Genomic DNA, 25,184 nt, shown 5'->3' with positions numbered 1-25,184 from the left:
ACTGCAGTAGGGAGGAAGTACTTAGTCTGAGTTCAGTTCGATTGCGTAGGCTTCCAACTCGGCGAGAGCTTCGTTGATGTCCGTACGCTGACCCGTGATCAGCTCTTCCAGAATGATACCCCATCGGTTGCCCAGATCAGGCCATTTTTCATTCTGCCAGAAGTTCACACGCGTGAACGGAGCGGTTGCTTCGAGAGCAGCAGGAAGCTCCTCGCCGAATGCCTCCGCAAACTCGGGGCTGTTGAACACGCTGACGCGGTTCAGCTCGCCGGATTGACCAGCTTCCAGACGGCGCAACTCGTTCTCTTTCGATGTCGCCCAAGCGATCCAAAGTGCAGCACAGTCACGCTCCGCATCTGTTTCGTTGGCTTTGGAACCAATGGCGAAACCGTGCGCATAACCGCCGCCAGTCAAAGGCGCAGGAGGTGTGCCAAAGGCAACTTTGTCTGAAACGTTTGAGTTGTCAGGGTTCAACGACATGCCGCCCAATGGCGCGGATTCAACGATCAGAGCAACTTGGCCAGAATTGAAAGCACCGGTCGATTCATCCCAGCTGCCGGTACGTGTGCCGGGAGGGGAGTATTCGAACAGCTTCAGGTAGGTTTCAGTGGCTTTGACAGCTGCCTCGCTGTTGAACGCTGGTGTGCCGTCTTCGTTGAACCACTCACCGCCGAAGCCACGGAAGTAAGGCATCCAACGCCATACGTTTGCACCCGAACCGCGCTGGCCACGAAGGGCATATCCGTAAATGCCATTCTCTGGATCGTGGATTTTTTCGACCACTTCGAACAGCTCTTCGAGGGTTTTCGGAGGCTCAACACCAGCAGCCTCGAAGACGTCTGTACGGTAAACCATCAGGTCGCCACCGCCGGTGATCGGGGCGAACCAGACTTTACCGTCAAATGTCGCAGTCGTCTGACGACCGGAATCGAAATCTTCGAAGTCGTATTCTGCGGGGTAGTGGTCGAGAAGTGGCGCAATCCAACCTGTTGATGCGAATTGTGCCAGATTAGCCTCGTCAACATAGTACACATTGTACTTGCCGATGACAGACGCGTCGGCACGAGATTTCGCGCGGCGGTCGTTCTCGTTCAGGTAGTCGATCTGAAAGCCGACACCTGCCAGTTCTTCAAACTCGCTTGCGAAACCTTCAGTGGTCGTCAGCCCCGCCTGAGGCTGCGCAAGGATGCGCACGTCATCAGTACAAACACCAGCTGCCAAAGCAGCCTGACTTGCAAGAATCACGGCAACGGAAGTCGCAGTGGTTTTGAGGTGGCTCTTAATTTTCACTAGGTATTCCTCCCAAAGGTTTTTCATGCCCTCTCCTCCGATCGGGCTTGACCTAGACTATGCGTGCTTGCGAATTCCAAGACTACAGTTCCCCATGCGACACTTCTATACTATTTTGCGGAAATCACTTCCGCACTACAAGACAGACAGATTGATTCTAACTGGAGTTTTCCATGCGGCCAGAACCCATAAACCCAACTGAAACACATGCGTTTTTTGAACAGGTCGAAATCCAGCCCGGTCACAGCTTTCTCTGGCGCGTTGATGACTATCCTTGGGAGAGGAACGTTTGGAACTATCATCCCGAGTTCGAGATTCACTTGATTCGCCATTCCTCGGGGCTTGCCTATGTTGGTGATCACATCGGCCAGTTCGAAGCAGGACACCTCTATTTGGTCGGATCAGACCTGCCGCACAATTGGATTACGCCCTATATCGGCGACGAACTCCTCGAAGCGCGGGATATCGTGCTGCAGTTTGACCCTCATGTCTTTTTGAATGCTGCAAATGGGTTTCCGGAACTAAAACGGGTCGAAGAGATGTTTGCAAAGGCTGCTCGGGGTCTGGAGTTCATTGGCGATACGCGAGACGTCGGACGGAGAATCCTGGAAAGCATGGATGGGTCCGGGAGTCTGGCCGATTTGTCCAAAATGATTGAACTGCTTTCAGTGTTGTCCCGCTCGGAAGACGTGTCGGTGCTCTCTTCCGAGGCCTTCAGCGTCGAAGACCACATCAAAGGGGTCAAAGATCACAAGGTGATCGAAGCGGCTCTTGACTACCTGCAGCGAAACTTTCTGGACTCCCCTTCCCTCAAAGAGGTGGCTGAGGTCGTAGGCATGTCAGAAAGCGCCTTTTCGCGCTTCTTCAAAAGCAAGACAGGCAATACTTTCTCAGAGCACATGACCTCGCTGCGCCTTTGGATGGCCGGGAAGCTGTTGCTCGAAACCGACGACGCGATCACCTCGATCTGTTTCGAAGCAGGTTTCAACAATATCGCCAACTTCAATAGAACGTTCTTGCGAAAGACAGGAATGACTCCCTCGAAATATCGCAAAGCTTCTCGACAACGCAACTTGTCCAAACAACAAGAACGGAGTCTTTCTACATTCGCCCGCGACTAGGTTAAGGCACGATGAGAAGACAAGTTGCCCGACGGCTTTATTACTTAGTAATCCCACTAACGGCTGGCCAATTCCAAGGGCAGAACGCAAGTAGTTTCGAAAATCCGCCATTGAAGATGTTGTCTGAAAGGCAGCAAAACCCGCAGACTGCAAGTTCAAGAGCCCCCGGATCATGCAGCCGCAGAGAAAGTCCGGTCTGGTGAAGCCGCACTGCGTCAACATCGATTGTGATGAATGTCTCTTGTGGGCCGTTCACGGTCGAAAGACAGGCGCGGCAACCCCAATTTTCAAGCCAATAACAGAGCAGATGAAACTCTGAGAATGAAGGCAGCGAGATACCGCCTTACACCCCACTTCGACAACGAGGTCAAATTCATCAATCCCTCCCGACGGCCAGGCAGGAAGGCGACCCTTTTGGCATTGCTTCGTCAAACTCTTCAAATGGAAATACAGCATACGCCTTGCGAATCTGCGAATCTGCGAATTTTTTTGGCGATTGGGTAGCAGACTTCTTTTCGTGTCTTCAGGCACCAGGTGCCTTGAGTTCATCTAGGTAGTTCCCCCACCACTGCGCCATCCTCACTCGCTCCTCCCAATGCGCTCCGCGCGCGTAAGCCTTGCGAACCTCATTGCTTTCGACATGAGCCAAAGCACGTTCAACCGCATCCGGGTGCCACATTCCGCTTTCGTTGGCCAAGGTGGAGAATGTTGATCGAAAGCCGTGTGAAGTCATTCTGTTACCGCTGTAACCCATCGTGCGTAACGCAGCGTTCAGAGTGTTTTCACTCATGACCCTACTCTTCGATCTCGATGAGTACAGGAGTTCGGTCCGCCCTGCGGTATAGGCCTGCAATTCAACCAGCAGATCCAAGGCCTGCTTTGACAAAGGTATTGTATGTTCGCGCCGAGTTTTCGCCAGTTTCTCAGGTACAGTCCAAACCGCCGCACTCAAGTTTATGTGGTTCCACTCGGCAAAACGCACTTCTCCCGGACGCAACGCTGTATAGGCAAGTAAGGAAAGAGCGATCCGGGTTAAGGGATCCCCCTCATACCCATCTATCGCGCGCAGAAGGCCGCCTACCTTCGCAGGATCCGTGATCGCAGACCGATGCTTTACCTGCGGCCTGACGAGCGCAGCCTTGAGCGCGTAGGTCGGGTCGTTGTCCAGATGGCCAACTGCAATCGCATACCGGAAGACAGCGCTCGCGGCAGCACGCATACGCAGGGCGGTTTCGAACTTTCCGCGGCTCTCTTGCCTCTTCAAGGGAACCAGCACTTCCCGCGGTGTGATCTTACCAATTGGACGCCCGCCAAGGTCTGCGCAAAGAAGTCCATGCAACCACTCAGTTTTACTCAAAGTCGCTGGCGCCTTACCCTCTTTAACCTTTTTCTCGAGCACTTCTTTAGCAATCGCTGCAAATGTCAGCCCCTGAGCCTCCTGCTCTAGCCATGCACTTTCCTTACGAAGCTCGGAGGGATCCAATCCTTGGGCAACAGCCTCCCTAGCGGCATCACGCATTGCTCGGGCTTGCTTTAACCCAATTTCAGGGTACCGGCCAAACGCGAGCAACTTCTCTTTGCCGTGAATTCTGTACTTGAATCGCCACAGCTTGGAGCCAGATTTTGCCACGAGCACATAGAGGCCATCAAAGTCAGAAACCTTAAAACTCTTCTCTCTTGGCTTGAGTGCGCGAATCTTCGCATCGGTCAAGTTGGACAACGTGGGGGTATCCTTTCTGAACTTAGCCAGCGGTACCCCCAAATGCACCCTCAATGGGGGTAGATACCGATGGACTGCAATGCACTATTCTGGACGACCAAAGTGCAATAAGTCCATATACCCTGACGTTTTCAGGACCACGATAGATTATCTTGGAAGTAATAGTGGTGCCCAGGGGCGGAATCGAACCACCGACACGAGGATTTTCAATCCACTGCTCTACCCCTGAGCTACCCGGGCACGGGAAGGCTTGTTCGCCTTGGGTGCAGGCCTTCTATGACAGCCAACAAGGGCTGTCCAGAGGGATTCGACAAAAAATTCAATGCAATCGCGATGACTGCTTTTCAATCGCTTCCAAAGCCTCAATCGCCTCTTCCGGATCGTGTGAGGGGACCGCATAGTCGCCGCCAAACCACTTGCCCAGATCAATGTCCGCACAGCGCTTGGAGCAGAACGGACGATAGCTTTGCACCGTGAATTTCTTACAGATCGGGCAGCTCAATTTAGCAACTCCGCAAGAGGCACACGGGCGTTTTTGCGTTGCAATTCAAAGTGCCCCAAAGGGGTCCAGCCCACCAAAGCGGTGTCAATCGTGTCCCGCTTGAACGCCGCGCGCAGCGTGCTCTCAAAGCCGCGGCGGTCTTTCTTGGGCATGGGCGCAAGATCCAGCACAATTTGCCCGCCTAGTCCGCGCACGCGTAAGGCCCGCGGCAGCGCTTTGGCGACGGCAAAATTTGTTTTTGTGCCTGCCGCAGGCGAGGTGTCTTTGCCGGTGTTCACATCCACCGCAACAAGCGCGCGGGTGGGTTCGACATACATATAGGCACCGCCGCCCAAGGACACCTGCGCGCCTTGTGCCGCCTCCAGCGCATCAAGCACACCGTGGGTGTTAAAACTGCCAGCCTCGGTCACCACCTCAGCAGGCTCAGACCAATCCCGCCAAGCTGCGACATGCGGACCGTCGCCGTCGATCAGTTTCTCCGCAGGGCCGTCGGCGTCCGCCAAAACCTGCTCCGCCAGATCGAGCATGGCGGCAATGTCTTCGGCCACATCTGCATCATCCGCCTCGGCACAGGCAGATCGCAGGATGATCCCGGCATCCGGTGTTTCCACCACCCCATGGGCCACCCCGAGAAGGGCGTCACGGCGCTCCTCCTCACGGATGGAGCGGCTCACATTCACTCCCGGCGCCCCCGGGGTAACAATGGCATAGCGGCTTTTGAACAGCACTTTCTGCGTCACCGGGATTGCCTTGCCCGGCTCGGCCAGACCAGTCGCCTGCACCAACAGCACATCGCCGGGTGCAAGGCCTTTGACCTGGCGCAAAAAAGCCATGCCATCCGGGGTTTTTAAGAACATCCCGCCCTGCCCTTTGACAGGCCGATCCGCCACCGCGCGGTAGATTGTACCGGGGCGTGGCATATCGCTGTCAATCAGCAGGTCATCGAGCTGGCCATCCACCATCAAGGCGGCGGCTTCGCGCCCCTCAATGTGGTCCAAAATGATCTGACGTCCGTTCATGTGCGCTCCTTGTAAAGCGGGTAGCCGGCCGCTTGCAGCAGGCCAGCGGTTTCGGCCACGGGCAGGCCAACAATGCCGGTAAACGAGCCGGAAATCCACGGGATGAAAGCCCCGGCCGGGCCTTGAATAGCATATCCGCCTGCCTTGCCCTGCCAATCATTGGTGGCAAGGTAGGCGTTGAGCTCTTCGGTGGACAGGCGTTTCATTTTCACCGCGCTGACCACATCGCGCTCAAACAGCTGATCGCCCTTGCGCAGAGCAACGGCGGTGATCACCCGATGGCGACGGCCCGACAGCGCCCTGAGAAACGCGGCCGCTTCATCAGAATCACGCGGCTTGCCCATAATGCGGCGCCCCAAGGCCACCGTTGTATCCGCGCACAGCACAACGTCAGAGGCCGCAGCCTCAACCGCCAGTGCTTTCTCACGCGCGATACGCACACAATACGGGCGCGGCAACTCATTCTTATCGGGGTCTTCGTTGATGTCAGGCGGGCAAACAGCATCTGCCACCACCCCAATCTGCGCCAACAATTCTTTGCGGCGCGGACTGCCCGAGCCAAGTATCAACCGCATGCCGGACCTCTTAAATGCGAAAAGGCGGCCCGCTTGGGGCCGCGCAGTGTCTTGATGTAGTTCGCTTATTTGAAGCGGTAGTTGATCCGACCTTTGGTCAAATCATAAGGTGTCATCTCGACTTGAACCTTGTCGCCAGCCAGAACACGGATGCGGTTTTTGCGCATCTTGCCTGCCGTATGTGCGATGATCTCATGGCCGTTTTCCAGCTCGACCCGAAACGTCGCATTGGGCAGGAGTTCCTTCACAACACCGGGAAATTCGAGCAGTTCTTCCTTCGCCATGGTCTCTCCTTTGATTAGCACCTGCAGCATGTTGCAGGACGTGCGCCTAAATGAGGGCTTTTTCCCTTTTTTTCAAGGGCCAAAACCAAAAGAAGCCGAATTATCCGAAGATACTCCAGCGAAACCATCATATTACCCGCCAATTGGCTGATGTGATGGGAGGCGGTCAAGCCATTTACCAGCTTGCGCTTCATACTTGCGCCAACCTTGGGCGCTGCCCTTGTAGATTTTCTGACGCACCTGATCCTGAGAGGCTGTGCGCACCACTGTGGCACTGTCTTGCGGCGCAAGGCATTCTTCCTGCCACTCCAAGCCAAGTGATTGAATTAAAACGGGAATCTGCGCTCCTGGATCCGCAACTAAGTTCTCATAATTGACATCAATAATCCGCCCAGGAAACCGCTCAGACCAGAACCTCATCATGTCACAATACATGTCATAGTAGCGGATCAGACAGTCAACATCGTTGGTAAAGCCAAGGCTGTCGCTGGCAAAGAAATGACGGAAATTGGACCAGCAACAGGCTTTGGGATCGCGGTGCACATGCACGATTCGCGCCATGGGCATAGCCGTCGCGATATGCCCAATCAGACGAAAGTTTTGTGGCATTTTGTCGGTGATGAAAGCGCCTCCGCCGGTTTGGGTCAGACGGGACAAATAAGTTTGCCGAAACAAGTTGGCTTGCGCGCTGTCAAATGGGTTGCCGAGCAGCCCCAGCTGATTGACCAGCAATGCAAGGTAATCCAATTCACCTTTTTGTTCGACCTCAGAATGCCGGCCAATAATGGTTTCCGTCAAAGACGACCCAGCCCGCGGCATGCCAAGAATAAAGATCGGTGTGGCCTCGGATTCTCCGACAGCAAGCTCAAGCTCGGGCTGATCCTCAAACTGCTGCTTAATTTGATCAAACAGACGCGCCTCTGCCTCGATATCAAAACCGGCTTCTTCAAATCGAAGCGCATTTGCGGTCAACAAATTGCGATAGGCCACCTCATAGTCACCGCGCTCTTCAAGCACGGCAACTTTGGCATAGCGAAACTTGAGCACATCGGTTTTGGCGGAGTTGCGCTTCAATTGGGCGTCAATCCGATCCTCAAACCCCTCAATCAAGGACGGCTTCTGACTGTTGGCAAAGTTCGAATAGGCAATGCTGTAGGAAGGGTGTGCCTCCAGCACCTTTTGCCACTGCGTCAAGGCGTCGGCGCGGCGCCCGAGCGCATTTAGGACCGACGCATAATTGCTCAACAGCGCAGGATCATCCGGCCAAAGAGCAAGCCCTTCTTCCAAACACTCAACCGCTTTACCAAACTGCCCCAGGCCGTACATCACCTTCGCAGAACGCGTAAAACGGCCCAGCTTGGGGGCCAGTTTTCTCGCAATTTCATAACACTCCAACGCCAAAACCGGCTGGCCCGAGGCTTCAAACGCGGCGCCAAGATCAGCTGCGTATCTCGGCTGATCGGCACCATGTTTAAGCGCATCGCCAAGCAGAACAATCGCGTTTTCCACCTCACCCAGTGCAAGCAAGGACCGACCAAGACCATTGAGAGCCGCTGCGTGTTCTGGTGTTTCTTTCAGGCACGCAACAAAAAGCGGCACGGCCAGCGCATGGCGCCCTGCCTGCACAAGCCCTAACGGCAACTCAAGGGAGGTATTTCCCTCCTCTTGCGCTAGCTGCGCGGCCTTGAACAGCAGAGTCTCGGCGATCCCATCATCGCCCAATTGCTGCGCCGAAAACCCAGCCAGCGCGTGCAAACCCACATGACCCGGGCGTATCTTTAGGGCCTTTTGCGCACGAAACACAACTTTGCGAAACTCACCTTTATCATAAAGCGATTGGATCACACCAAGATCCATTGCTTGGGTCTTCGAAACGTTTGGCGAATTCTGCCGCATGGTGAGTCCTTTGCTGAAACCACCGCAAGCATCGCCAATTATGGCAAACAAAAAGTTAGCAGGCACACAAATTCTTAACTCGGGGGACCCCAGCGGCCTTGCAGATAGGTCACAATCTCATCCCGCGCGACGCGGTATGCAGCCAACTTCGCCTCACGCCCATCTCCGGCTTGCGCCCCGCTGGGATCCGTCACTGGCCAATACTCCAGCTCAAGATGATCAAACCGCGTCAGTTCCTCTGCCTGGCTGCGGCTGGCCGGCGTGAGTGCCACCACCATGTCAAAACTGGACAGCTCATCGCCCAGCTTTTCCATCTCTTCAAAGCTGCGGGTGCGGTGCCGGTCCAGCTCCACGCCAATCTCGGAACACACCGCAATGGCAAAGCCGTCAATTTCCAGATCACTGCGAATCCCGGCCGATTGCACATAGACGTCCTGGCCATAGAACTTCTTCATGATGCCCTCCGCCATGGGGGAGCGCACCGCGTTCTGGTCACAACAGAACAGCACCGATTGTGGCAAAACCTGCTTCTGATCGGGATCCGCCACTTAGCTCAGCCCCCGAAGTGCAGAACGCAGATCAAGGTAAACAAACGGCGCGCCGTATCTGTGTCAATTTCAGCCTTACCTTCCAGCCGTTCCTGCAACACCCGCGCCCCTTCGTTGTGAATGCCGCGTCGCGCCATATCGATAGTCTCAATCTGACTTGGCGGCAGGTTTTTCACAGCATCGAAATAGCTCTCACAAATGGCCCAATAGTCTTTCACCACCTGGCGGAACGGCGACAGGCTCAAATGAAACTCCGCCGCCTTGTCGCCCCCTTCGCTGGTCACATCAAACACCAACCGTTTTTCGCGGATCGACAGATCGACGGAAAATGGCCCGTCCGGGACCACACGATCATCGCGCTTGGGTAGTGAGAAACTATTCTCCTCCAACAGATCAAAAATCGCCACCTTGCGCTCCTGATCAATCTCCGGCGTGGGAGGCGGCAGGTTGCGGTCGTCAATTTGGATGTGGCTGATCCGGGACATGTCAGTCTCTTGCGTTTTTGCGATGCAGCATGAGTAGCGCACCACCCCCCGCTTTGTCCATCGGTTGCCACGGTCGCACTTACGGCGCATTGACAGACAGCGTGCCCTGCGCAATCCATGCCCAACCCACTGAAAGGACACGCCATGCCGTCGCCCCTGCCCGCCTTTGATCTCAATAATCAAAACGCCTTGATCACCGGCAGCACCGATGGGCTCGGCAAGGCCGCCGCTGAACTGCTCGCACAAGCCGGCGCACACGTCTGGATCAACGGACGCAGCGAAACACGTTGCGACCAAGTTGCGGCCAAGTTGCGCAAGGCAGGTCTAAAAGCCACATCCCTGCCCTTTGATGTTGCGGATGAAACTGCCGCTGAACTGGCATTTCAAACACTGGCCACCGCCGGAGGGCTCTCCATCCTGGTGAACAATGTTGGGCAACGCGACCGTCGGACTCTACCAAAGTTCACTCGCAACGACTTACAATCCCTGCTGAACGTCGACCTGATCTCGCCTTTTCGCCTGTCCCAACGCGCCGCGGACCAAATGCGCGCCAACGGGTATGGGCGCATCGTGAACATCTCATCCATAGCGGGCCTCATCGCGCAATCCGGCGACGCGGCGTATACATCGGCCAAAGCGGGCATAAACGGAATGACCAAAGCTTTGGCTGCCGAACTTGGGACAGATGGCATAAACGTGAACGCTGTGGCACCAGGCTTCTTCAAAACTGAGCCCAACGCGGCGGCGGCCGAAGACCCTGCTCTTTTGGAGAAACTACAAAACGCCACCGCTCTCAAACGCTGGGGCAATCCCGAAGAGCTTGCCCCCACCATCCTCTTCCTCGCCAGCGCCGCTGCCAGCTATGTGACGGGACAGGTCTGGGCCGTGGATGGCGGCTACACCAGCCATTATTGAGGCTAATCACATTCATATTCCCCCAATATCCTGGGGGATCACAGATGGCTGTGACGGGGCAACGCCCCCTCTTACTTGTTCAATGCATCCAAACGCGCACGCACACTTAGACCATGCGCCTCAAGGCTCTCAGAAATTGCCAGCGCCTCTGCCGCCGGACCAATCGCCTTCAAGGCCTCCGGTGTCATCTTCGACAGGGTGGTGCGTTTTATAAAATCCATCACCGACAGGCCGGAGCTGAACCGCGCAGAGCGGGCGGTGGGCAGCACGTGGTTCGGCCCGCCAACATAATCGCCTATCGCCTCCGGCGTGAATTGACCCAGAAAAATCGCACCCGCGTGGGTGATTTTTTCACACAGCGCATCTGGGTCCGCCACGCAGAGCTCCAGGTGCTCCGGCGCAATCCGGTTCGACAGAGCCGCCGCCTCATCCAAATCCGCTACGGTGATCACCGCACCAAAGTCACGCCAACTGGCCCCGGCAATCTCACGCCGCTCCAGCGTTTCCAAACGTTTATCAACGGCCGCAGCAACCGCCTGACCAAAGTCGGCATCGTCGGTGATCAACAGTGACTGCGCACTTTCGTCGTGCTCCGCCTGACTTAGCAGGTCGAGCGCAATCCAATCCGCGTTATTATCTTTGTCCGCGATCACCAGAATTTCACTTGGTCCGGCAATCATATCAATACCCACCTTGCCAAACACGCGCCGTTTGGCTGCTGCCACAAAGGCGTTGCCCGGCCCGGTGATCTTATCCACCGGTGCAATTGTGTCGGTGCCATACGCCAGCGCGGCCACGGCCTGCGCGCCCCCAATGCGATAAACTTCGTCCACCCCGGCTAACCGTGCCGCCAGCAAGACCAGCGGATTGGCCACGCCATCCGGTGTTGGAACCACAATCGCCAACCGTTCCACACCGGCAACTTTGGCCGGGATCGCGTTCATCAGCACGGACGACGGGTAGCTCGCCAAACCACCAGGCACATAAAGCCCTGCAGCGGACACCGGTGTCCAACGCCACCCAAGTGTGGCGCCACTTTCATCGGTCCAGCTCTCGTCACTTGGCATTTGACGTGCATGGTAGGCTGTCACCCGCTCCGCCGCCAACTCCAATGCGGCGCGATCGGCGTCACTCACTTGTGCACAGTAGGCTTCGATCTCGTCCTCAGAAAACCGCAGCGTCTCCGGTGTCAGCTCCAGACGATCAAACTTCGCCGTCAGCTCAATAACCGCCGCGTCCCCGCGATGGCGCACGTCTGCGATGATGTCTGCCACAATGGCGTCGACATCCGGGCTGTCTTCACGTTTCGCCCCCAAAAGGGTGGTGAAGGCGGCTTCAAAATCAGCAGCTTGCGCATCAAGAAAAACGGGCATTTGGTCTCTCCGTAAAGGTCACGCCTTCTTAGACCGCGCCCCTTGGAGGCTCAAGCGTCAAGCTGTCTCAGCATCAACAGATCATTGCGCGCCACGCCATCCACAATCACTGAGCGAGGTCGCAGACCAATCTGCTCAAAGCCACAGGCCTGATAAAGCACCTGCGCGCCAAGGTTCTGGCTGTCGACGCAGAGCTCCAGTTGCAACACGCCCATTTGCAAGGCCGCGTCCACAGCGGCATCTAACAACGCCCGCGCCAATCCGCGCCGCCGCGCAGACGGATGCACATATAAAGGGCCAACATCTGCCATATGTCGCATACGTTCGGGCCCACCCCGCCGCAGCGCCACAAAGCCTACAAGCGCCTCGCTATCAAACGCACCAATCACCTCACCCGCAGAAAGCTTGGCCACCAGAGCGCTGTCAGCTGTGGCCACCGCTTCAGCCGCGGTCAGCAGAAACGCTGATGGATCGGCGCTCAGCCCGTGCAGCCAAAGACTGCGGTAGGCATTCAAATTACCGGCCGTAAGAGCGCGGATCATTCTGGATGGTTTGGCGTGGATCTGGAAGGTGCAATATAAGGCCGCGTCACGTCTTTTAGGGACACTTCAAGCGCTTCCACTTGCAACCGGATCGCCCCGTCGCCTGCCAAAGTTAGAATCACCGCGCCGTCGGCGTCTTCGCCCGGCTCAAATGTCACAGACAAAACCGACAGGATGGTGTCCGCATCACCGCGCTCCACACCCTGGGATGCGACGCGCACAACATTGTCCACCACCATCAGGCTCTGCACCCGCTCCACCGAACGTTTGCGGCGATTTGCTGCTGTTTGGTCTTCCCAGCGGAACCGATTCAGCAACACGGCAAAGCGGCGCTCTTTGGCCAGCCACTGCATCTCGGACGCCGGAAAAACGGCATCCTGCGCCAGCGTGGAGAGGACTTGCGGATCCTCCGCATCCAACGCGCCGAGATTGAGCGGGTGATCGCCGCCATCTTCAAACCGTGCATCCTGCTGCGTCACTGTTCCTGTACCCTTTCAATATGGGCACCAACGCCGCCCAGCTTCTCTTCAATGCGCTCATACCCGCGATCCAGATGATACACCCGGCTGACAATGGTTTCGCCTTCCGCCGCCAACCCAGCCAGGATCAACGAAACAGAGGCGCGCAAATCAGTCGCCATAACGCGCGCGCCTTTGAGCTTCTCCACACCATGCACTGTTGCGGTGCCGCCGTGCACCTCAATATTGGCGCCCATACGAATAAGTTCAGGGGCGTGCATAAAGCGGTTCTCAAAAATCTTCTCTTCCAGCACCGACGTACCTGCGGCCGTACACATCATCGCCATGAACTGCGCCTGCAGATCGGTCGGGAAACCCGGGAACGGCTCGGTGGTCACATCCACAGCCTTCACGCGGCCGTTCTTGCGGGCCACCTTGAGACCTTTATCGGTCTCTTCCACGTCGATCCCCGCTTCGTGCAGCTTGGCGACAAAGCTCTCCACCAGATCCAGACGTCCGCCCAGCAATTCCACTTCGCCGCCACAGAACGCTGGCGCCAACATAAAGGTGCCCAGCTCAATCCGATCGGTCACAACAGGGTGCGTTGCACCATGCAGACGATCGACACCCTGAATGGTGATGTCAGAGGTGCCGTCACCCTCAATTTGTGCGCCCATCGCGCGCAGGCAGGTCGCCAGATCAACAATCTCCGGCTCCCGCGCGGCGTTTTTGATCACTGTTGTGCCCTTGGCCAGCGTGGCCGCCATCAGGATATTTTCGGTTGCCCCAACAGAGGCAAAGGCCAGTTCGATCACCGCACCTTTGAGGCCGTTTGGCGCCTTGGCATGCAGGTATCCATCTTTCAGCTCAATCTCTGCGCCCAGCTTCTCCAGACCAAAGATGTGCAAATCCATCGGACGGGCGCCAATGGCACACCCGCCGGGCAGCGACACAACCGCATGGCCCAGACGCGCCAGCATCGGGCCAAGCACAAGGTTGGAGGCGCGCATCTTGCGTACGATGTCATAGTCAGCGATGTGGTTGTTGATGTCATGGCTCGACATGGCCAACACCTTGCCATCCTGCAAGCTGGTCACTTCCGCACCCAATGAGCCAAGCAACTCGCTCATGGTCTTGATGTCACTCAGCCGTGGCGCGTTGGTCAGCGTCAGCGGTTCTTCGCTCAGCAACGTGGCCGGCATCAGCGTCAGACAGGCGTTTTTGGCCCCCGCAATTGGGATTTGCCCCTTTAGCGGCCCGTTGCCGCGTACAACTATCGAATCCATTTAATCCTGCCCTTCACTCTTCACTGCCTCATTTGAGTCGGACGCATCGCTTTGCGCACGCGCTTTGGCCTGCGCTTTGCGGCGACCCATATTCGCTTTTAACGCTGCCTTTAGCCGATCGTCACGGCTGTTGGCAGATTTTTTGGCTTTATTTACTGGGGTCGTTTTACGTTCCATGCAGTTTCTTTACATGACCCGCAAAAAAGGGTCCAGATTGCGCTTGCACATGATGAAGTTTGGTCCTAAACACCGCGCCACGGTCATGCTGTGGTAGCTCAGTGGTAGAGCACACCCTTGGTAAGGGTGAGGTCGGGAGTTCGATCCTCCCTCACAGCACCACCGGTCCCCAATACTGGTAACACACAACACATGCTTCGGCAGAGTTTGCGTTGGCGCACTTGCGTCGGCGCCGCCGGGCCACCACCTTTTCCGCACCGCTTTGAGATCTCGTGACGCTTGTCAGATCAACGGAAAAACCACGGACAGAATCGCCCAACATGAGATTCGCTCTTATGTGGCAATAGACCGCGCCATCTCCTGATTTTTCGCCCGGCGATTCGAGCGACATCGTTCCCAATCCGGGGTCAATTACTCACCTAACCTCAGCTTGTCCTCATTTAATCAACAATCCCAAACGCCCGCCTGTGTCTGGCGTACCACAACCGATTTTCGGCTTAACCTTCCGCCATTGGTTCACACTTGGAAACGACAACTTGCCCAACGAAGTGACCTCAGGGAAGCCCAAGCCAATAAAGGCTCAAATATGTTCCCCTCCGGCAGACAAAAGCCTCATTTCATGCCATGATTGCGCCCAAATTCGGAAACAATAGCGCCAGCACCCCAACGGGCATTAACCAAAATTTAACACTCAATGGCGCCGTAATTGCGGCGCTTTTCGTCAAATTTTTCAGGTTTTTGTTTCTTCCTCGCCTCGATTGCATCATATTTGTAGCAAGTCCAACTGGGGGACGAGTTCTGGCTTGGGGCAGCCAAACGACATGTAGAGGGCATCCAGCGATGCCGCGTGATGAACGCCAAACGGCGCTGCGAACCCGATTTTTGGGTTTTTGGCTAGGTTGGCGACGCCCGCGGCTTGCATGATGAGAAAGAGGGTACAATGGCTGATCCAAACGGTCCGGGAATTGTTGACGGTACAGAGAACGACGACACCATGTCGGTTGGCTATGTAGACGTTGACGGCGATACAATTGATAACAGCGGCAACGTCATCAGTGCCCAAGACGGCGATGATGAAATCACCGCAGGCAATGGCGACGACACCATCTATGCGGGTGATGGCGCCGATGACGTCAGCGCTGGCGGCGGCGACGATGTGGTATACGGTGATGAAACCGACCACGCCGAAGGCCCTGCTGACGGCAGCGAACCAGGTGACGACTTCATCACCGGTGACGCAGGCAATGACACAGTATATGGCGGTGGTGGCAACGACACCATCTTTGGGGACATCAATCCGGATGGCGCCAGCCCTGAGGGAGCCCGCGAAAGCTTCAACTGGAGCGAAGTGACTGGCTTTGCGGATGGCGCAGCAGTGCCAACCGGCTATTCACAGGACACCGGCTCTGTGAGCGTGTCCATATCAACCACAACTTCTGGCGGCGGCGACACCAGCTTTGCGACAACTACACAACTGCTTACGGACGTGGACACAGGCGACGAAGACGCCAACGTCAACTCCGGCGCAAATCTGACCACCGGCACCGGCACCAATGCCACCGTGACCAAGGGTGTGGATTTCTCCGAACCCGTTGAGAACGTGCTGTTCCGCATCAGCGACATTGACGAGTCCGCCGTTGTTAAGGTCCGCGCATGGGACGCTAACGGTAACGAAATCGAAGTGACCATGTATGCCAGCGGTGACACCAACTTGCACTTGGTGGACATCAACGGTGACGGTACAACCGAAGCTGCCATTTCTGACGGCACCAACCCAAGCGACGCCGAAGACATCGACAACTCCGTTCTGGTTGCCATTCCTGGCCCAGTGGCGCGGATGGAGATCATCAACGTCAACCTGGATGGTGAGCCATCTGACGTTGTTGTGTCTGACGTGTTCTTTGACGGCGTTGCACCGACCTCGATCTTTGAGGCTGACGACTCGCTAATGGGCGAAGATGGCGATGACGTCATTTACGGCCAGCAAGGCGACGACACCATCGACGGTGGCGCAGGCGCCGACACCATGGAAGGCGGCGAAGACGCAGACCGCTTTATCATTGGCTCCGGCGAAGAGGGTGACGGCGACGTCATCCGCGGCGGCTCCACCGGTGACGACCACGACGTGCTGCAGATTGAAGGCACCGAAGGTGTCGACTGGCGCATCGTGGACGAGACCACCGACAGCGACGGTAATGGCATCGACGGCACGGTCGAGTTCCTCGACAGCACCGGTGACGAACCTTATGTGACTGGCACCGCAACGTTTGAGAACATCGAAGAGATTGTGTGCTTCACACCAGGCACCCGCATCCTGACCCCAATGGGCGAAGTGGCGGTTGAAAACCTGAGCGAAGGCGACCAAGTGGTGACCCGCGACAATGGTCTGCAAACCATCCGCTGGGCTGGCCGCAAGCATGTCTCTGGCCGCGACCTGATGGCACGTGCTGAACTGCGTCCGATCCTGATCAAACAGGGTGCGCTGGGTCCAAATCAGCCAGAGCGCGACATGATGGTCTCCCCATCTCACCGCATGTTGCTGGTGTCCGAGCAAGCCGAGCTGCTCTTTGAAGAGCGCGAAGTTCTGGTGGCGGCGAAGCACCTGACCCACCTTGATGGTGTGGAGCAGATCGACGTGGTTGGCGTGGACTACATTCACTTCCTCTGTGACAACCACGAAGTGGTGCTCGCAGACGGCGCATGGAGCGAAAGCTTCCAGCCAGGTGAATACTCTATGAACGGCATCGGCAAAGAACAGCGCGACGAAATCTACGCTCTGTTCCCCGAGCTGCAGCAACGTGACGGTCTGGTGGGTTACACCGCCGCCCGCCTGTCGCTGAAGCGTCACGAGGCCAAACTGCTGGGCTAACCCCACAGTCAAAAGTTCGCTATGGGAGAGGTCGACCTTCGGGTCGGCCTTTCTCGTTTTTGGGATGACAAACCAAGGCTGGACAGTCGCGGAGGAATGCCGTCAATTTGCTTAACACGCAAAGTTCTGACCGGAGCCTCTTATGCCAGCGCCTCACAACCCTTTCAAAGCCGCCCTTGCCGCCAAACAGCCCCAAATTGGGTGTTGGATGAGTTTTGGTGAGACCATTGCGGCCGAGCTGATGAGCACCACCGGTTTTGACTGGCTGGTGGTGGATGGTGAACACGGCCCCAACGATCTGCGCTCAATCACCGACCAAGTCCGTGCCTTGGAACCCACAAACAGCCACGCGGTCGTTCGTGTGCCGATTGGTGAGGATTGGGTGCTCAAACAGGTTCTGGATGCAGGTGCGCAAACAGTGCTGGTGCCGATGATTGACACCGGCGCTCAGGCAGCCGCCATTGTGCGCGCCTGCCGCTATGCGCCCGACGGCGTGCGAGGTATGGGCGGCTACGGATCGCGCGTGACCCAATTTGCTGCCATTTCAGACTACGCCACCACCGCCAACGCAGAAATCTGCGTGCTGGTGCAAGCCGAAACCCGCACCGCCATCGAGAACCTCGATGACATTCTGGCTGTTGAGGGTGTGGATGGCGTTTTCGTCGGCCCCGCCGACCTTTCGGCTGACATGGGCTTCCCCGGCCAACCCGAAGCACCCGAGATGCAGGCGATCATCAAAGACGCCATCACCCGCATCGCGGCAGCCCGTAAAGCGCCGGGCATACTGACGTTCTCAATAGAGGCCGCCAAAACCTACCTCGATTTGGGTGCGACTTTTGTGGCAGTGGGTATCGACACGGTGATTCTGGCCACCGCGGCGCGGGCACTGAGCAAAGACGCCAAGGCTCTGATCTCATAACAAAAAAGGGGCGCCTACTCAGGCGCCCCCAATGACCTTGCGATAAAGAGCCTTACCCCTTCGGCGGTGTGTACCAGATTGGTGACGAATACGCCCGCTCCTGATGGATCAGCTGCGCCTCCGCAGGCAGGTCGATCCCAAACCGAAGTTTGTCGTAGACCACCCAGCGCGGGGTTGGAATCTCCAGCACCCGCACATAGTAGAACGCCGGTTGCGCAGGATCAAAATCCGGGTCCGTCCACACCGAGGTCAACTCTGACGCACCAATGGTATTGGCCCAACTGGCGGTTTCCAGATCAACAGTGTTGCCCACCTCGGGCACTTTGCCGTTGGCATCCATCTCGCGATCACCTGACCACGCGACATCATAGACCTTTTCGTGCAAACCTCCGTCCGCATCCATCCAACCCTTGATCACCTGCATCCGGTCGAGGTTGGCCCCAATGGGATCACGCAATGCTGCCAGCAAGAAGCTTGGCGCACTGCCACCACCTTCATTGGCTTGTAGATCGCCCCCCATCGGAACACCCTTGGCATAGCCAACAACCGCAGGGTTGCGGGTGCGCATGTCATTTTCGTCAAACTCCCAGCCGCCAAAGAACCGCAAACCCATGCGTGGGCCGGTGGTGGCATAAGTTTCGCGGCGCTTGAAAGCATCAAAGATCGCGGAGCGTGTGTTTTCTGTCGCCCAAACCGCTGTGTACCCTGACGCCACAAGCTGGTGGCCTTCGATTCTGCCCAGATCGCTGGCAATAAACGGGTGATCAATCCGCGTTGGCGATGGTTCCACACTCACCGACTTGGAGAAGAAGTTCTCTTCCTCAGCAGTGGCCAGCCCTGTGTGGCTGTCTGTGGCCCCACCAATGCCAAATTTATACGGGTTCACGCCGAGTTTCTTTTCCAGAGCAAGACCCTGCTTCAGGGCCTCTCGGGCATACTCGCGGCCAAGCATGTCTTCGGTTTTTAACTCAGTCAGATCGAGGTTGCCGGTGTCCCAGTTCTCATAGTCCGCAAACTCATCATCAGGGCTTAGGAAAGGGTGCGCCTCGCCGTCGCCTTTAATCTGCGTGATCTCATAATGCGGCTCCCATTTGGCCCGCAACTGCACGTATTGCTCATCCACCTTACCGCCGTGGTAGGTGTCTTCGGTTGGGAACATCCAGCCATTGGACAGGTTGCCATTGTGCGCAAAGGCCACAGCACGTCCGCCGGTTTTTTCCTGATATGTTTCTAGCCAATCCCAAAGGTGGAACGGGTCGGTGTCCCCCATGGGCGGCTGTGTGACCGGCGGCACCACCTGCAAGGCGCGCGTTGGCCCGTCGCGCAGCATCACATTGCGGTGCAGGTTGAAGCCCTTGGGCACGGAGGTCCATTCAAAGCCAATAAAGGCTGTGAACCGCCCCGGATCATTGTGCTCTTCAGCCGCATTCACAATTTTTTCCCAGGTAAAGGCAAATGGGTCAGCACCGGGGCTGTAACTCTCCACCAGCAATTCAGGCAACGTCATCTGCGCGAAGTTGGTGATCAGGTCAAAAGCCGTCTTCCCGGCCTCGGCCCCGCCCTTTTTATAGCCCTCATACCATTCGCGCCCTTTGGGGTCGGCCAAAACACCTGGTTTTCCCGCCTGCAAATCTGGCGCAAAACCCATCAGGTCGGTGTGATCTGTCAGCACCATCCAATCCAGCGGGCGGCTGAGCTTTACTGGCTGACCGGTGGAGGACACCACCTGTTCACCCTTGGCAAACCGCCAGGCATCGTCGGGTCCAAGGATGTTGCCAAAGGCCCCCGCATCCAGTGACAGACCGGTGTGCAAATGGGTCTCACCCCACAACGGAAACGTCGGGAAAGACCGGTTGGCATAGGGGGAATACGGCGCGTCGGCAAACCCACTTTCCGCCGCCTCTTCAGACGGCACAACCTGGGCATTGCCCGGCGCGGCCAATAGCAGGGTGGCGGTACTCAGTGCAGCCACACAGGTTTTCGCGCGAGACAGGGTTACGGGGTAAAATGCGGAACCAACATGCGTCATTCAACTACTCCCAAATAGAAATCAGAACAGCCCAAGCATACGGGACTGCGAGAATTGAAATGTGATCGGTGTATTATGCTGTCACGCTACCGCAATTTTGGCACAAACCAAGCAAAAACGACTCCCTGTGTCCCCTCTTGATTGCAGAGTCGCGCTCTCAAACGCCTCAATGTCAGTGCAAATCTTAGGCAACTGCTTGGCGTTCAGCCCTGCAACTCTTTCTACAAATCATTGAAAATACTCTGGCCTAACCCTTAAAAACCAAGGATATGGAGGGTATCCAGCAAATGCCGTACGGGCTGTTAACGGCCTGAGGGAAAGGCGTCGCCGAAGTTTATCTTGCAGACACGGCAGGCCAGTTTCTAGGGTGAATGCGTAAGAATTTCAGCGGTTTTGCGTTTTGCGGAGCGCAAGACCTGCAGCCAAGGGGACAGATATGAGCACACCACTACTCTCCATCAAGGGGTTGACGAAGACCTACCCCGGCGTGGTGGCCAATGACGATGTCTCGTTCGACATCGGCACCAATGAAGTGCACGCCCTGCTTGGCGAAAATGGCGCCGGTAAATCCACGCTTGTGAAAATGATCTACGGCCTGGTGAAACCGGACAGCGGCACCATGACGTGGAACGGGCAACTCTTTGCCCCACCCGAACCCAAAGCCGCCCGCGCCTCAGGCGTGGCGATGGTGTTTCAGCACTTCTCGCTGTTTGACGCGCTGTCGGTTGCGGAGAACGTGGCACTTGGCATGGAGAACCCGCCAGCCATGCGCGACCTCGCCCGCCGCATCCGCCGTGTCTCTGAAACCTACGGCCTGCCGCTTGATCCAAACCGCACTGTGGGTGACCTCTCCGCTGGTGAACGCCAGCGTGTGGAGATCATCCGCTGCCTGCTCCAAGACCCCAAGCTTTTGATCATGGACGAACCCACCTCGGTTCTGACTCCACAAGAAGTCGAGATCCTGTTCCAGACGCTGAACAAGCTGAAAGCCGAAGGTACCTCGATCCTTTACATCTCCCACAAGCTCGAAGAAATTCGCGCCCTGTGTGACCACGCTACTATTCTGCGTCTTGGTAAAAACGTTGGCGAATGTGTGCCCGCGGACACCTCCGCGCGGGACATGGCGGAATTGATGGTGGGCGACACCTTGCAAACCCCAACACGCACCACCGAGAAAGCTGGTGCCGTTGTTTTGGATGTGTCCGGCCTCACACTTGAGCCAACCAACGACTATGGCACGACACTCAAGAACATCCACTTCACGGTGCGCGCTGGCGAGATCCTTGGCATCGGCGGTGTCGCGGGCAACGGTCAGGACGAGCTGCTTTCTGCGCTCTCCGGTGAATCCCTCACCTGGCCCGACTCAATCAAGGTCAACGGCCAAGATGTGGCCAATCTCGGCCCCAATGCCCGCCGCGGGATGGGTATCCTTGCCGCGCCAGAAGAGCGTCTTGGCCACGCAGCCGCACCTGATCTGAGCCTGACGGAAAACGCCTTACTCACCGGTGCGATCCGCGAAGGATTGACCAACAATGGCTTTGTGAACTGGTCCAAAACCACCGAGTTCGCCGACACCATCATCAAAGAGTTTGACGTGCGCACACCCGGCAACCACGTGGCAGCCCGCGCCCTCTCTGGCGGTAACCTGCAAAAATTTGTGATTGGCCGCGAAGTGCTGCAACGCCCCGAAGTGCTGGTGGTGAACCAGCCCACATGGGGTGTGGACGCCGCTGCCGCCGCTTCGATCCGCCAAGCTTTGCTGGATCTGGCCGCAGGGGGTGCCGCAATTGTGGTGATCTCTCAAGACCTCGACGAACTTATGGAAATCTCTGATCGTTTTGGTGCGCTCAACGAAGGTCGCTTGTCCGACCTCCGCCCGGCTGCGGGCCTCTCGATTGATGAAATTGGCCTGATGATGGGCGGTGCCCACGGCATGGAAGTCGCCCATGTTGGCGATGAAGAAAAAGAAGGAGCAAGCGCATGATCGCGCTGGAGAAACGCCCCACACCGTCCCGCGCCCTGTCGCTCTCCACCCCGCTGATCGCGGTGATCATTACCATGATCATGGGTGGTTTGCTGTTTTCTGTGCTGGGCAAAAACCCGATTGAAGCCATCCGCACCATCTTCTGGGATCCGGTGTTTGGCGAATTTGCCTTCTATTACCGCCCCCAGCTTCTGGTGAAAGCCGCACCTCTGGTGCTGATCGCCATTGGCCTGTCTCTTGGCTTTAAAGCGGGCATCTGGAACATTGGGGCCGAAGGCCAATACATCATGGGCGCGATCTGTGGCGCCGCCGTGGGCCTGGCCTTCTATCCCACGGAAAGCCGCCTGATCTTCCCCTTGATGATCATTGCTGGTGCGTTGGGTGGCTGGGCCTGGGGCATGATCCCCGCGCTCCTAAAAGTCCGTTTTGGCACCAATGAGATCCTTGTCTCGCTGATGCTGGTCTATGTCGCAGACCAACTGCTGGCCTCCATGTCGCTGGGCCTGTTGCGCAACCCCGAAGGCATGGGCTTCCCCGGCTCGCGCAACTTCTCTGACTTCCCCGCCGGCAGCAGCTGGATCAACGAGGCCGCAGGTTTGCACTGGGGCATGGCTTTTGCCTTCATCGCAGTGATTTTCTCCTACATTCTGCTCAACCGCCACATCCTTGGCTTCAACATCCGCCTCACCGGCGAAGCCCCGCGCGCGGCGCGTTTTGCAGGGGTGAACCCCACCCGCCTGATCCTGTTCTGCCTCGGCACCTCCGGTGCATTGGCTGGGTTGGCTGGATTTTTCGAAGTCACCGGCCCCTCCGGCCAGATCAACATCGACTTCGCGTCTGGCTATGGCTTCACCGCCATCATCGTGGCCTTCTTGGGTCGCCTACACCCGGTCGGCATTCTGCTCGCAGCTTTGCTGATGGCGCTGACCTATGTGGGTGGCGATCTGGCCCAAGGCAACCTTGGTCTTCCGTCCGCCGCCATTCAGGTCTTTCAGGGCATGTTGTTGTTTTTCCTGCTCGCCCTCGACCTGCTCACCAACTACCGCGTGGTGCTTAAATCTAAGGGAGCCGCATAATGGATCTTTCCGCTATCAACCCCGTCCTGCTGATCGCCTCTCTGATGGTCGCAGCCACCCCGCTCCTGCTGGCCGCCATTGGTGAACTTGTGGTCGAACGCGCTGGGGTTCTGAACCTCGGCGTCGAGGGCATGATGATCATCGGCGCCATCGCAGGCTTTGCCATTTCGGTGGAAACCACCTCACCAATGCTGGGCCTTGTGGCCGCCATGCTCGCAGGCGCTGTACTGTCACTGCTGTTTGCCTTCCTCACACAGTTTGCCTTGGCCAACCAAGTGGCTTCCGGTTTGGCGCTCACCCTGTTTGGCCTCGGCCTCTCCGCGCTCATGGGCCAGTCTTACGTGGGCATCAAACCACCCGCGATGGCCAAGCTCGACATCCCGGTGCTGTCGGACATCCCGGTGCTTGGCCCGATCCTGTTTAGCCACGACCCGGTTCTCTACCTTGGCATCGCCTTGACCGGAGCGGTCTACTGGTTTCTGAAGAAATCCCGCGGAGGTCTGATCCTGCGGGCGGTGGGTGAAAGCCATGATGCCGCCCACGCGCTTGGCTACAACGTGATCCGCGTGCGCATCCTTGCCATCATGTTTGGCGGCGCCTGTGCTGGTCTCGGCGGGGCTTATATTTCCTTGATCCGCGTCCCACAGTGGACCGAAGGCATGACCGCCGGGATCGGCTGGATCGCACTGGCACTGGTGGTGTTCGCAAGCTGGAAGCCATGGCGTGTGCTGCTGGGTGCCTATCTTTTCGGCGGAATCAATGTTTTACAGCTCAATCTACAGGCGGCGGGTATTGCCATCCCAGTCGAATACTTGGCAATGTCGCCCTATCTGATAACCATCCTCGTTCTGGTTATTATGTCGGCTGACAAAAGCGGTGCACCCGCCTCTCTTGGCCGCACCTTCCACGCCTCACAATGAGGCAACACATAAAAAACTGCCACCAACAGGGGGACTTCCCAAAATGAAACTGACCAAACTTTTCACAAGCGCAGCTGTTGCGCTGGGTCTGGCAACCACCGCCATGGCTGACACCACCAAAGTGGGCTTTGTCTACGTTGGCCCAGTGGGCGACGGCGGCTGGACCTATGAACACGACAAAGGCCGTCAGGCTGTAGAAGCCAAATTTGGCGACAAAGTGGAAACCACCTTTGTTGAAAGCGTGCCAGAAGGTGCCGACGCTGAACGCGTGATCACTCAGATGGCTTTGCAAGGCGCAGACCTGATCTTCACCACCTCCTTTGGCTACATGGACCCAACCATCAACGTTGCCAAAAAATTCCCAAAGGTGAAGTTCGAGCACGCCACCGGCTACAAGCAGGCTGACAACGTATCCGTTTACTCCGCACGCTTCTACGAAGGCCGCGCTGTTCAGGGCCACATCGCGGGCCACATGAGCAAAACCAACAAAGTTGGCTACATCGCGTCTTTCCCAATTCCGGAAGTGATCCGTGGCATCAACTCTGCCTATATCCACGCCAAGAAAGTGAACCCGGACATCGAGTTCTCCGTGATCTGGGCCTACACATGGTTTGATCCAGCCAAGGAAGCTGACGCTGCCAAAGCTCTGATCGAGCAAGGTGCTGACGTGATCCTGCAGCACACCGACTCCACCGCACCACAGGCCGCCGCTCAGGCCGCTGGCAACGTGATCACTTTTGGTCAGGCGTCTGACATGGGCGAATACGCTCCATTCCCACGCGTGTCCTCCATCATCGATGACTGGGCACCTTACTACGTGGCCCGCACCCAAGCCGTCATGGATGGCACATGGGAATCCGTGTCCACATGGGACGGCATCGGCGCTGGCATGGTTGGCATCGGTGAAATTTCCGACGCGGTTCCAGCGGACGTCAAAGCCTCCGCGCTGGCTCTGAAAGAGTCCCTCGCAGACGGTTCCTACCACGCCTTCACCGGCCCGCTGAACAAGCAGGACGGCTCCGCATGGTTGGCAGAAGGTGAAACCGCAGCTGACTATGGCGACAACGGTCTGGCCGGTCTGAACTTCTATGTTGAAGGCATCACAGCCGAGATCCCAAACTAAGCTGATCTTTATTTGATTGCTACAAAGGCCCGCCCCCTCGGCGGGCCTTTTCCTTTTGCAGCCCCGTACTCAA

Annotated in this window: 23 protein-coding genes and 2 tRNA genes; 9 read left to right on the top strand and 16 right to left on the bottom strand. The window is 57.0% G+C overall.

The genetic code is table 11. The annotated features are described in order from the left end of the window. Positions 1 to 21: 21 nt before the first annotated feature. Positions 22 to 1,317, bottom strand: a complete 1,296-nt coding sequence (locus tag QOL67_RS09540) for an ABC transporter substrate-binding protein (protein ID WP_283425742.1) — start codon at positions 1,315 to 1,317, stop codon at positions 22 to 24. A 146-nt stretch (positions 1,318 to 1,463) separates the two neighbouring features. On the opposite strand from QOL67_RS09540, the gene QOL67_RS09535 reads away from it, so the two are divergent. Further along, positions 1,464 to 2,411, top strand: a complete 948-nt coding sequence (locus QOL67_RS09535; RefSeq protein ID WP_283425741.1) for an AraC family transcriptional regulator — start codon at positions 1,464 to 1,466, stop codon at positions 2,409 to 2,411. Between the two features lie 523 nt (positions 2,412 to 2,934). Here the strand turns inward: QOL67_RS09535 and QOL67_RS09530 are convergent. The 9 genes from QOL67_RS09530 to QOL67_RS09490 all read right to left on the bottom strand — a co-directional run bounded on the left by QOL67_RS09530 (position 2,935) and on the right by QOL67_RS09490 (position 9,530). Next, positions 2,935 to 4,131, bottom strand: a complete 1,197-nt coding sequence (locus tag QOL67_RS09530) for a tyrosine-type recombinase/integrase (protein ID WP_283425740.1) — start codon at positions 4,129 to 4,131, stop codon at positions 2,935 to 2,937. Positions 4,132 to 4,296: 165 nt separating this feature from the next. Further along, positions 4,297 to 4,371 (bottom strand) — tRNA-Phe (locus tag QOL67_RS09525). A gap of 79 nt (positions 4,372 to 4,450) precedes the next feature. Then, the gene (locus QOL67_RS09520) at positions 4,451 to 4,633 is read right to left on the bottom strand and encodes a DNA gyrase inhibitor YacG (RefSeq protein ID WP_283425739.1); all 183 of its coding nucleotides are present in this window, start codon (positions 4,631 to 4,633) and stop codon (positions 4,451 to 4,453) included. Further along, on the bottom strand, positions 4,630 to 5,652 hold the full coding sequence (locus QOL67_RS09515; RefSeq protein WP_283425738.1) for a ribonuclease E/G: 1,023 nt from the start codon (positions 5,650 to 5,652) through the stop codon (positions 4,630 to 4,632). Before QOL67_RS09515 ends, QOL67_RS09520 begins: the two co-directional genes overlap by 4 nt. Next, a complete protein-coding gene (locus QOL67_RS09510; RefSeq protein WP_283425737.1) occupies positions 5,649 to 6,227 on the bottom strand; it encodes a Maf family protein in 579 nt (192 codons plus the stop codon). The genes QOL67_RS09515 and QOL67_RS09510 overlap by 4 nt, the downstream gene beginning before the upstream one ends. Before the next feature lie 65 nt (positions 6,228 to 6,292). After that, the gene (infA, locus tag QOL67_RS09505) at positions 6,293 to 6,511 is read right to left on the bottom strand and encodes a translation initiation factor IF-1 (protein ID WP_007205486.1); all 219 of its coding nucleotides are present in this window, start codon (positions 6,509 to 6,511) and stop codon (positions 6,293 to 6,295) included. 132 nt (positions 6,512 to 6,643) lie between these two features. Beyond that, complete coding sequence (locus QOL67_RS09500; RefSeq protein ID WP_283425736.1) at positions 6,644 to 8,407, bottom strand: tetratricopeptide repeat-containing sulfotransferase family protein; 1,764 nt, start codon at positions 8,405 to 8,407, stop codon at positions 6,644 to 6,646. 74 nt (positions 8,408 to 8,481) lie between these two features. Further along, positions 8,482 to 8,955: an arsenate-mycothiol transferase ArsC gene (locus QOL67_RS09495; protein WP_283425735.1), complete on the bottom strand. Its 474-nt coding sequence runs from the start codon at positions 8,953 to 8,955 to the stop codon at positions 8,482 to 8,484. A 5-nt stretch (positions 8,956 to 8,960) separates the two neighbouring features. After that, a complete protein-coding gene (locus tag QOL67_RS09490) occupies positions 8,961 to 9,530 on the bottom strand; it encodes a UPF0262 family protein (protein ID WP_283425734.1) in 570 nt (189 codons plus the stop codon). Positions 9,531 to 9,584: 54 nt separating this feature from the next. Between QOL67_RS09490 and QOL67_RS09485 the strand changes: the two genes are divergently transcribed. Beyond that, positions 9,585 to 10,355: an SDR family oxidoreductase gene (locus tag QOL67_RS09485; RefSeq protein WP_283425733.1), complete on the top strand. Its 771-nt coding sequence runs from the start codon at positions 9,585 to 9,587 to the stop codon at positions 10,353 to 10,355. Positions 10,356 to 10,426: 71 nt separating this feature from the next. Here QOL67_RS09485 and hisD read toward each other — a convergent pair whose 3' ends face one another. Genes hisD through QOL67_RS09460 form a run of 5 tightly spaced genes read right to left on the bottom strand, consistent with a single transcriptional unit; the run spans position 10,427 to position 14,191 of the window. Beyond that, a complete protein-coding gene (gene hisD, locus QOL67_RS09480) occupies positions 10,427 to 11,728 on the bottom strand; it encodes a histidinol dehydrogenase (protein WP_283425732.1) in 1,302 nt (433 codons plus the stop codon). 50 nt (positions 11,729 to 11,778) lie between these two features. Next, positions 11,779 to 12,270, bottom strand: a complete 492-nt coding sequence (locus tag QOL67_RS09475; protein ID WP_283425731.1) for a GNAT family N-acetyltransferase — start codon at positions 12,268 to 12,270, stop codon at positions 11,779 to 11,781. Next, a complete protein-coding gene (locus tag QOL67_RS09470; RefSeq protein WP_283425730.1) occupies positions 12,267 to 12,749 on the bottom strand; it encodes a DUF2948 family protein in 483 nt (160 codons plus the stop codon). Before QOL67_RS09470 ends, QOL67_RS09475 begins: the two co-directional genes overlap by 4 nt. Then, positions 12,746 to 14,014, bottom strand: coding sequence for a UDP-N-acetylglucosamine 1-carboxyvinyltransferase (gene murA, locus QOL67_RS09465; protein WP_283425729.1), 1,269 nt, complete (start codon positions 14,012 to 14,014; stop codon positions 12,746 to 12,748). The genes QOL67_RS09470 and murA overlap by 4 nt, the downstream gene beginning before the upstream one ends. Beyond that, complete coding sequence (locus QOL67_RS09460; RefSeq protein ID WP_283425728.1) at positions 14,015 to 14,191, bottom strand: hypothetical protein; 177 nt, start codon at positions 14,189 to 14,191, stop codon at positions 14,015 to 14,017. Positions 14,192 to 14,278: 87 nt separating this feature from the next. Between QOL67_RS09460 and QOL67_RS09455 the strand changes: the two genes are divergently transcribed. From QOL67_RS09455 to QOL67_RS09445, 3 genes are all read left to right on the top strand, one after another. After that, positions 14,279 to 14,353, top strand: a tRNA-Thr gene (locus QOL67_RS09455). A 778-nt stretch (positions 14,354 to 15,131) separates the two neighbouring features. After that, positions 15,132 to 17,060 carry a Hint domain-containing protein gene (locus tag QOL67_RS09450; protein WP_283425727.1) on the top strand — a complete coding sequence of 643 codons (1,929 nt, stop codon included), beginning with the start codon at positions 15,132 to 15,134 and terminating at the stop codon, positions 17,058 to 17,060. Between the two features lie 142 nt (positions 17,061 to 17,202). After that, positions 17,203 to 17,979 (top strand): HpcH/HpaI aldolase family protein, encoded by a 777-nt coding sequence (locus tag QOL67_RS09445; RefSeq protein ID WP_283425726.1) that lies wholly within the window; start codon positions 17,203 to 17,205, stop codon positions 17,977 to 17,979. A gap of 52 nt (positions 17,980 to 18,031) precedes the next feature. Here the strand turns inward: QOL67_RS09445 and QOL67_RS09440 are convergent, their stop codons facing one another. Next, positions 18,032 to 20,008, bottom strand: a complete 1,977-nt coding sequence (locus QOL67_RS09440) for a DUF3604 domain-containing protein (protein WP_283425725.1) — start codon at positions 20,006 to 20,008, stop codon at positions 18,032 to 18,034. 436 nt (positions 20,009 to 20,444) lie between these two features. Here QOL67_RS09440 and QOL67_RS09435 point away from each other — a divergent pair, with 436 nt between their 5' ends. Genes QOL67_RS09435 through QOL67_RS09420 form a run of 4 tightly spaced genes read left to right on the top strand, consistent with a single transcriptional unit; the run spans position 20,445 to position 25,111 of the window. Continuing rightward, entirely contained in the window at positions 20,445 to 21,992 is a 1,548-nt protein-coding gene (locus tag QOL67_RS09435) for an ABC transporter ATP-binding protein (RefSeq protein WP_283425724.1), read from the top strand. Further along, on the top strand, positions 21,989 to 23,068 hold the full coding sequence (locus tag QOL67_RS09430; protein ID WP_283425723.1) for an ABC transporter permease: 1,080 nt from the start codon (positions 21,989 to 21,991) through the stop codon (positions 23,066 to 23,068). Before QOL67_RS09435 ends, QOL67_RS09430 begins: the two co-directional genes overlap by 4 nt. Beyond that, a complete protein-coding gene (locus QOL67_RS09425) occupies positions 23,068 to 23,988 on the top strand; it encodes an ABC transporter permease (protein WP_283425722.1) in 921 nt (306 codons plus the stop codon). The genes QOL67_RS09430 and QOL67_RS09425 overlap by 1 nt, the downstream gene beginning before the upstream one ends. A 43-nt stretch (positions 23,989 to 24,031) precedes the next feature. Further along, positions 24,032 to 25,111 carry a BMP family ABC transporter substrate-binding protein gene (locus QOL67_RS09420; RefSeq protein ID WP_283425721.1) on the top strand — a complete coding sequence of 360 codons (1,080 nt, stop codon included), beginning with the start codon at positions 24,032 to 24,034 and terminating at the stop codon, positions 25,109 to 25,111. The last annotated feature ends 73 nt before the right edge of the window (positions 25,112 to 25,184 follow it).

It is taken from the genome of Shimia sagamensis (assembly GCF_900182745.1).
GTDB lineage: Bacteria > Pseudomonadota > Alphaproteobacteria > Rhodobacterales > Rhodobacteraceae > Shimia > Shimia sagamensis.
This window is presented reverse-complemented; position numbering and strand designations above follow the sequence as displayed.

Coding starts and splice junctions, on each gene's coding strand:
- QOL67_RS09490 (WP_283425734.1), bottom strand. CDS start 9,530: ATGCGCCGTAAGTGCGACCGTGGCAACCGATGGACAAAGCGGGGGGTG.
- QOL67_RS09425 (WP_283425722.1), top strand. CDS start 23,068: ATGGATCTTTCCGCTATCAACCCCGTCCTGCTGATCGCCTCTCTGATG.
- QOL67_RS09540 (WP_283425742.1), bottom strand. CDS start 1,317: ATGAAAAACCTTTGGGAGGAATACCTAGTGAAAATTAAGAGCCACCTC.
- QOL67_RS09475 (WP_283425731.1), bottom strand. CDS start 12,270: ATGATCCGCGCTCTTACGGCCGGTAATTTGAATGCCTACCGCAGTCTT.
- QOL67_RS09510 (WP_283425737.1), bottom strand. CDS start 6,227: ATGCGGTTGATACTTGGCTCGGGCAGTCCGCGCCGCAAAGAATTGTTG.
- QOL67_RS09445 (WP_283425726.1), top strand. CDS start 17,203: ATGCCAGCGCCTCACAACCCTTTCAAAGCCGCCCTTGCCGCCAAACAG.
- infA (WP_007205486.1), bottom strand. CDS start 6,511: ATGGCGAAGGAAGAACTGCTCGAATTTCCCGGTGTTGTGAAGGAACTC.
- QOL67_RS09435 (WP_283425724.1), top strand. CDS start 20,445: ATGAGCACACCACTACTCTCCATCAAGGGGTTGACGAAGACCTACCCC.
- QOL67_RS09535 (WP_283425741.1), top strand. CDS start 1,464: ATGCGGCCAGAACCCATAAACCCAACTGAAACACATGCGTTTTTTGAA.
- QOL67_RS09460 (WP_283425728.1), bottom strand. CDS start 14,191: ATGGAACGTAAAACGACCCCAGTAAATAAAGCCAAAAAATCTGCCAAC.
- QOL67_RS09515 (WP_283425738.1), bottom strand. CDS start 5,652: ATGAACGGACGTCAGATCATTTTGGACCACATTGAGGGGCGCGAAGCC.
- murA (WP_283425729.1), bottom strand. CDS start 14,014: ATGGATTCGATAGTTGTACGCGGCAACGGGCCGCTAAAGGGGCAAATC.
- QOL67_RS09450 (WP_283425727.1), top strand. CDS start 15,132: ATGGCTGATCCAAACGGTCCGGGAATTGTTGACGGTACAGAGAACGAC.
- QOL67_RS09485 (WP_283425733.1), top strand. CDS start 9,585: ATGCCGTCGCCCCTGCCCGCCTTTGATCTCAATAATCAAAACGCCTTG.
- QOL67_RS09440 (WP_283425725.1), bottom strand. CDS start 20,008: ATGACGCATGTTGGTTCCGCATTTTACCCCGTAACCCTGTCTCGCGCG.
- hisD (WP_283425732.1), bottom strand. CDS start 11,728: ATGCCCGTTTTTCTTGATGCGCAAGCTGCTGATTTTGAAGCCGCCTTC.
- QOL67_RS09430 (WP_283425723.1), top strand. CDS start 21,989: ATGATCGCGCTGGAGAAACGCCCCACACCGTCCCGCGCCCTGTCGCTC.
- QOL67_RS09500 (WP_283425736.1), bottom strand. CDS start 8,407: ATGCGGCAGAATTCGCCAAACGTTTCGAAGACCCAAGCAATGGATCTT.
- QOL67_RS09420 (WP_283425721.1), top strand. CDS start 24,032: ATGAAACTGACCAAACTTTTCACAAGCGCAGCTGTTGCGCTGGGTCTG.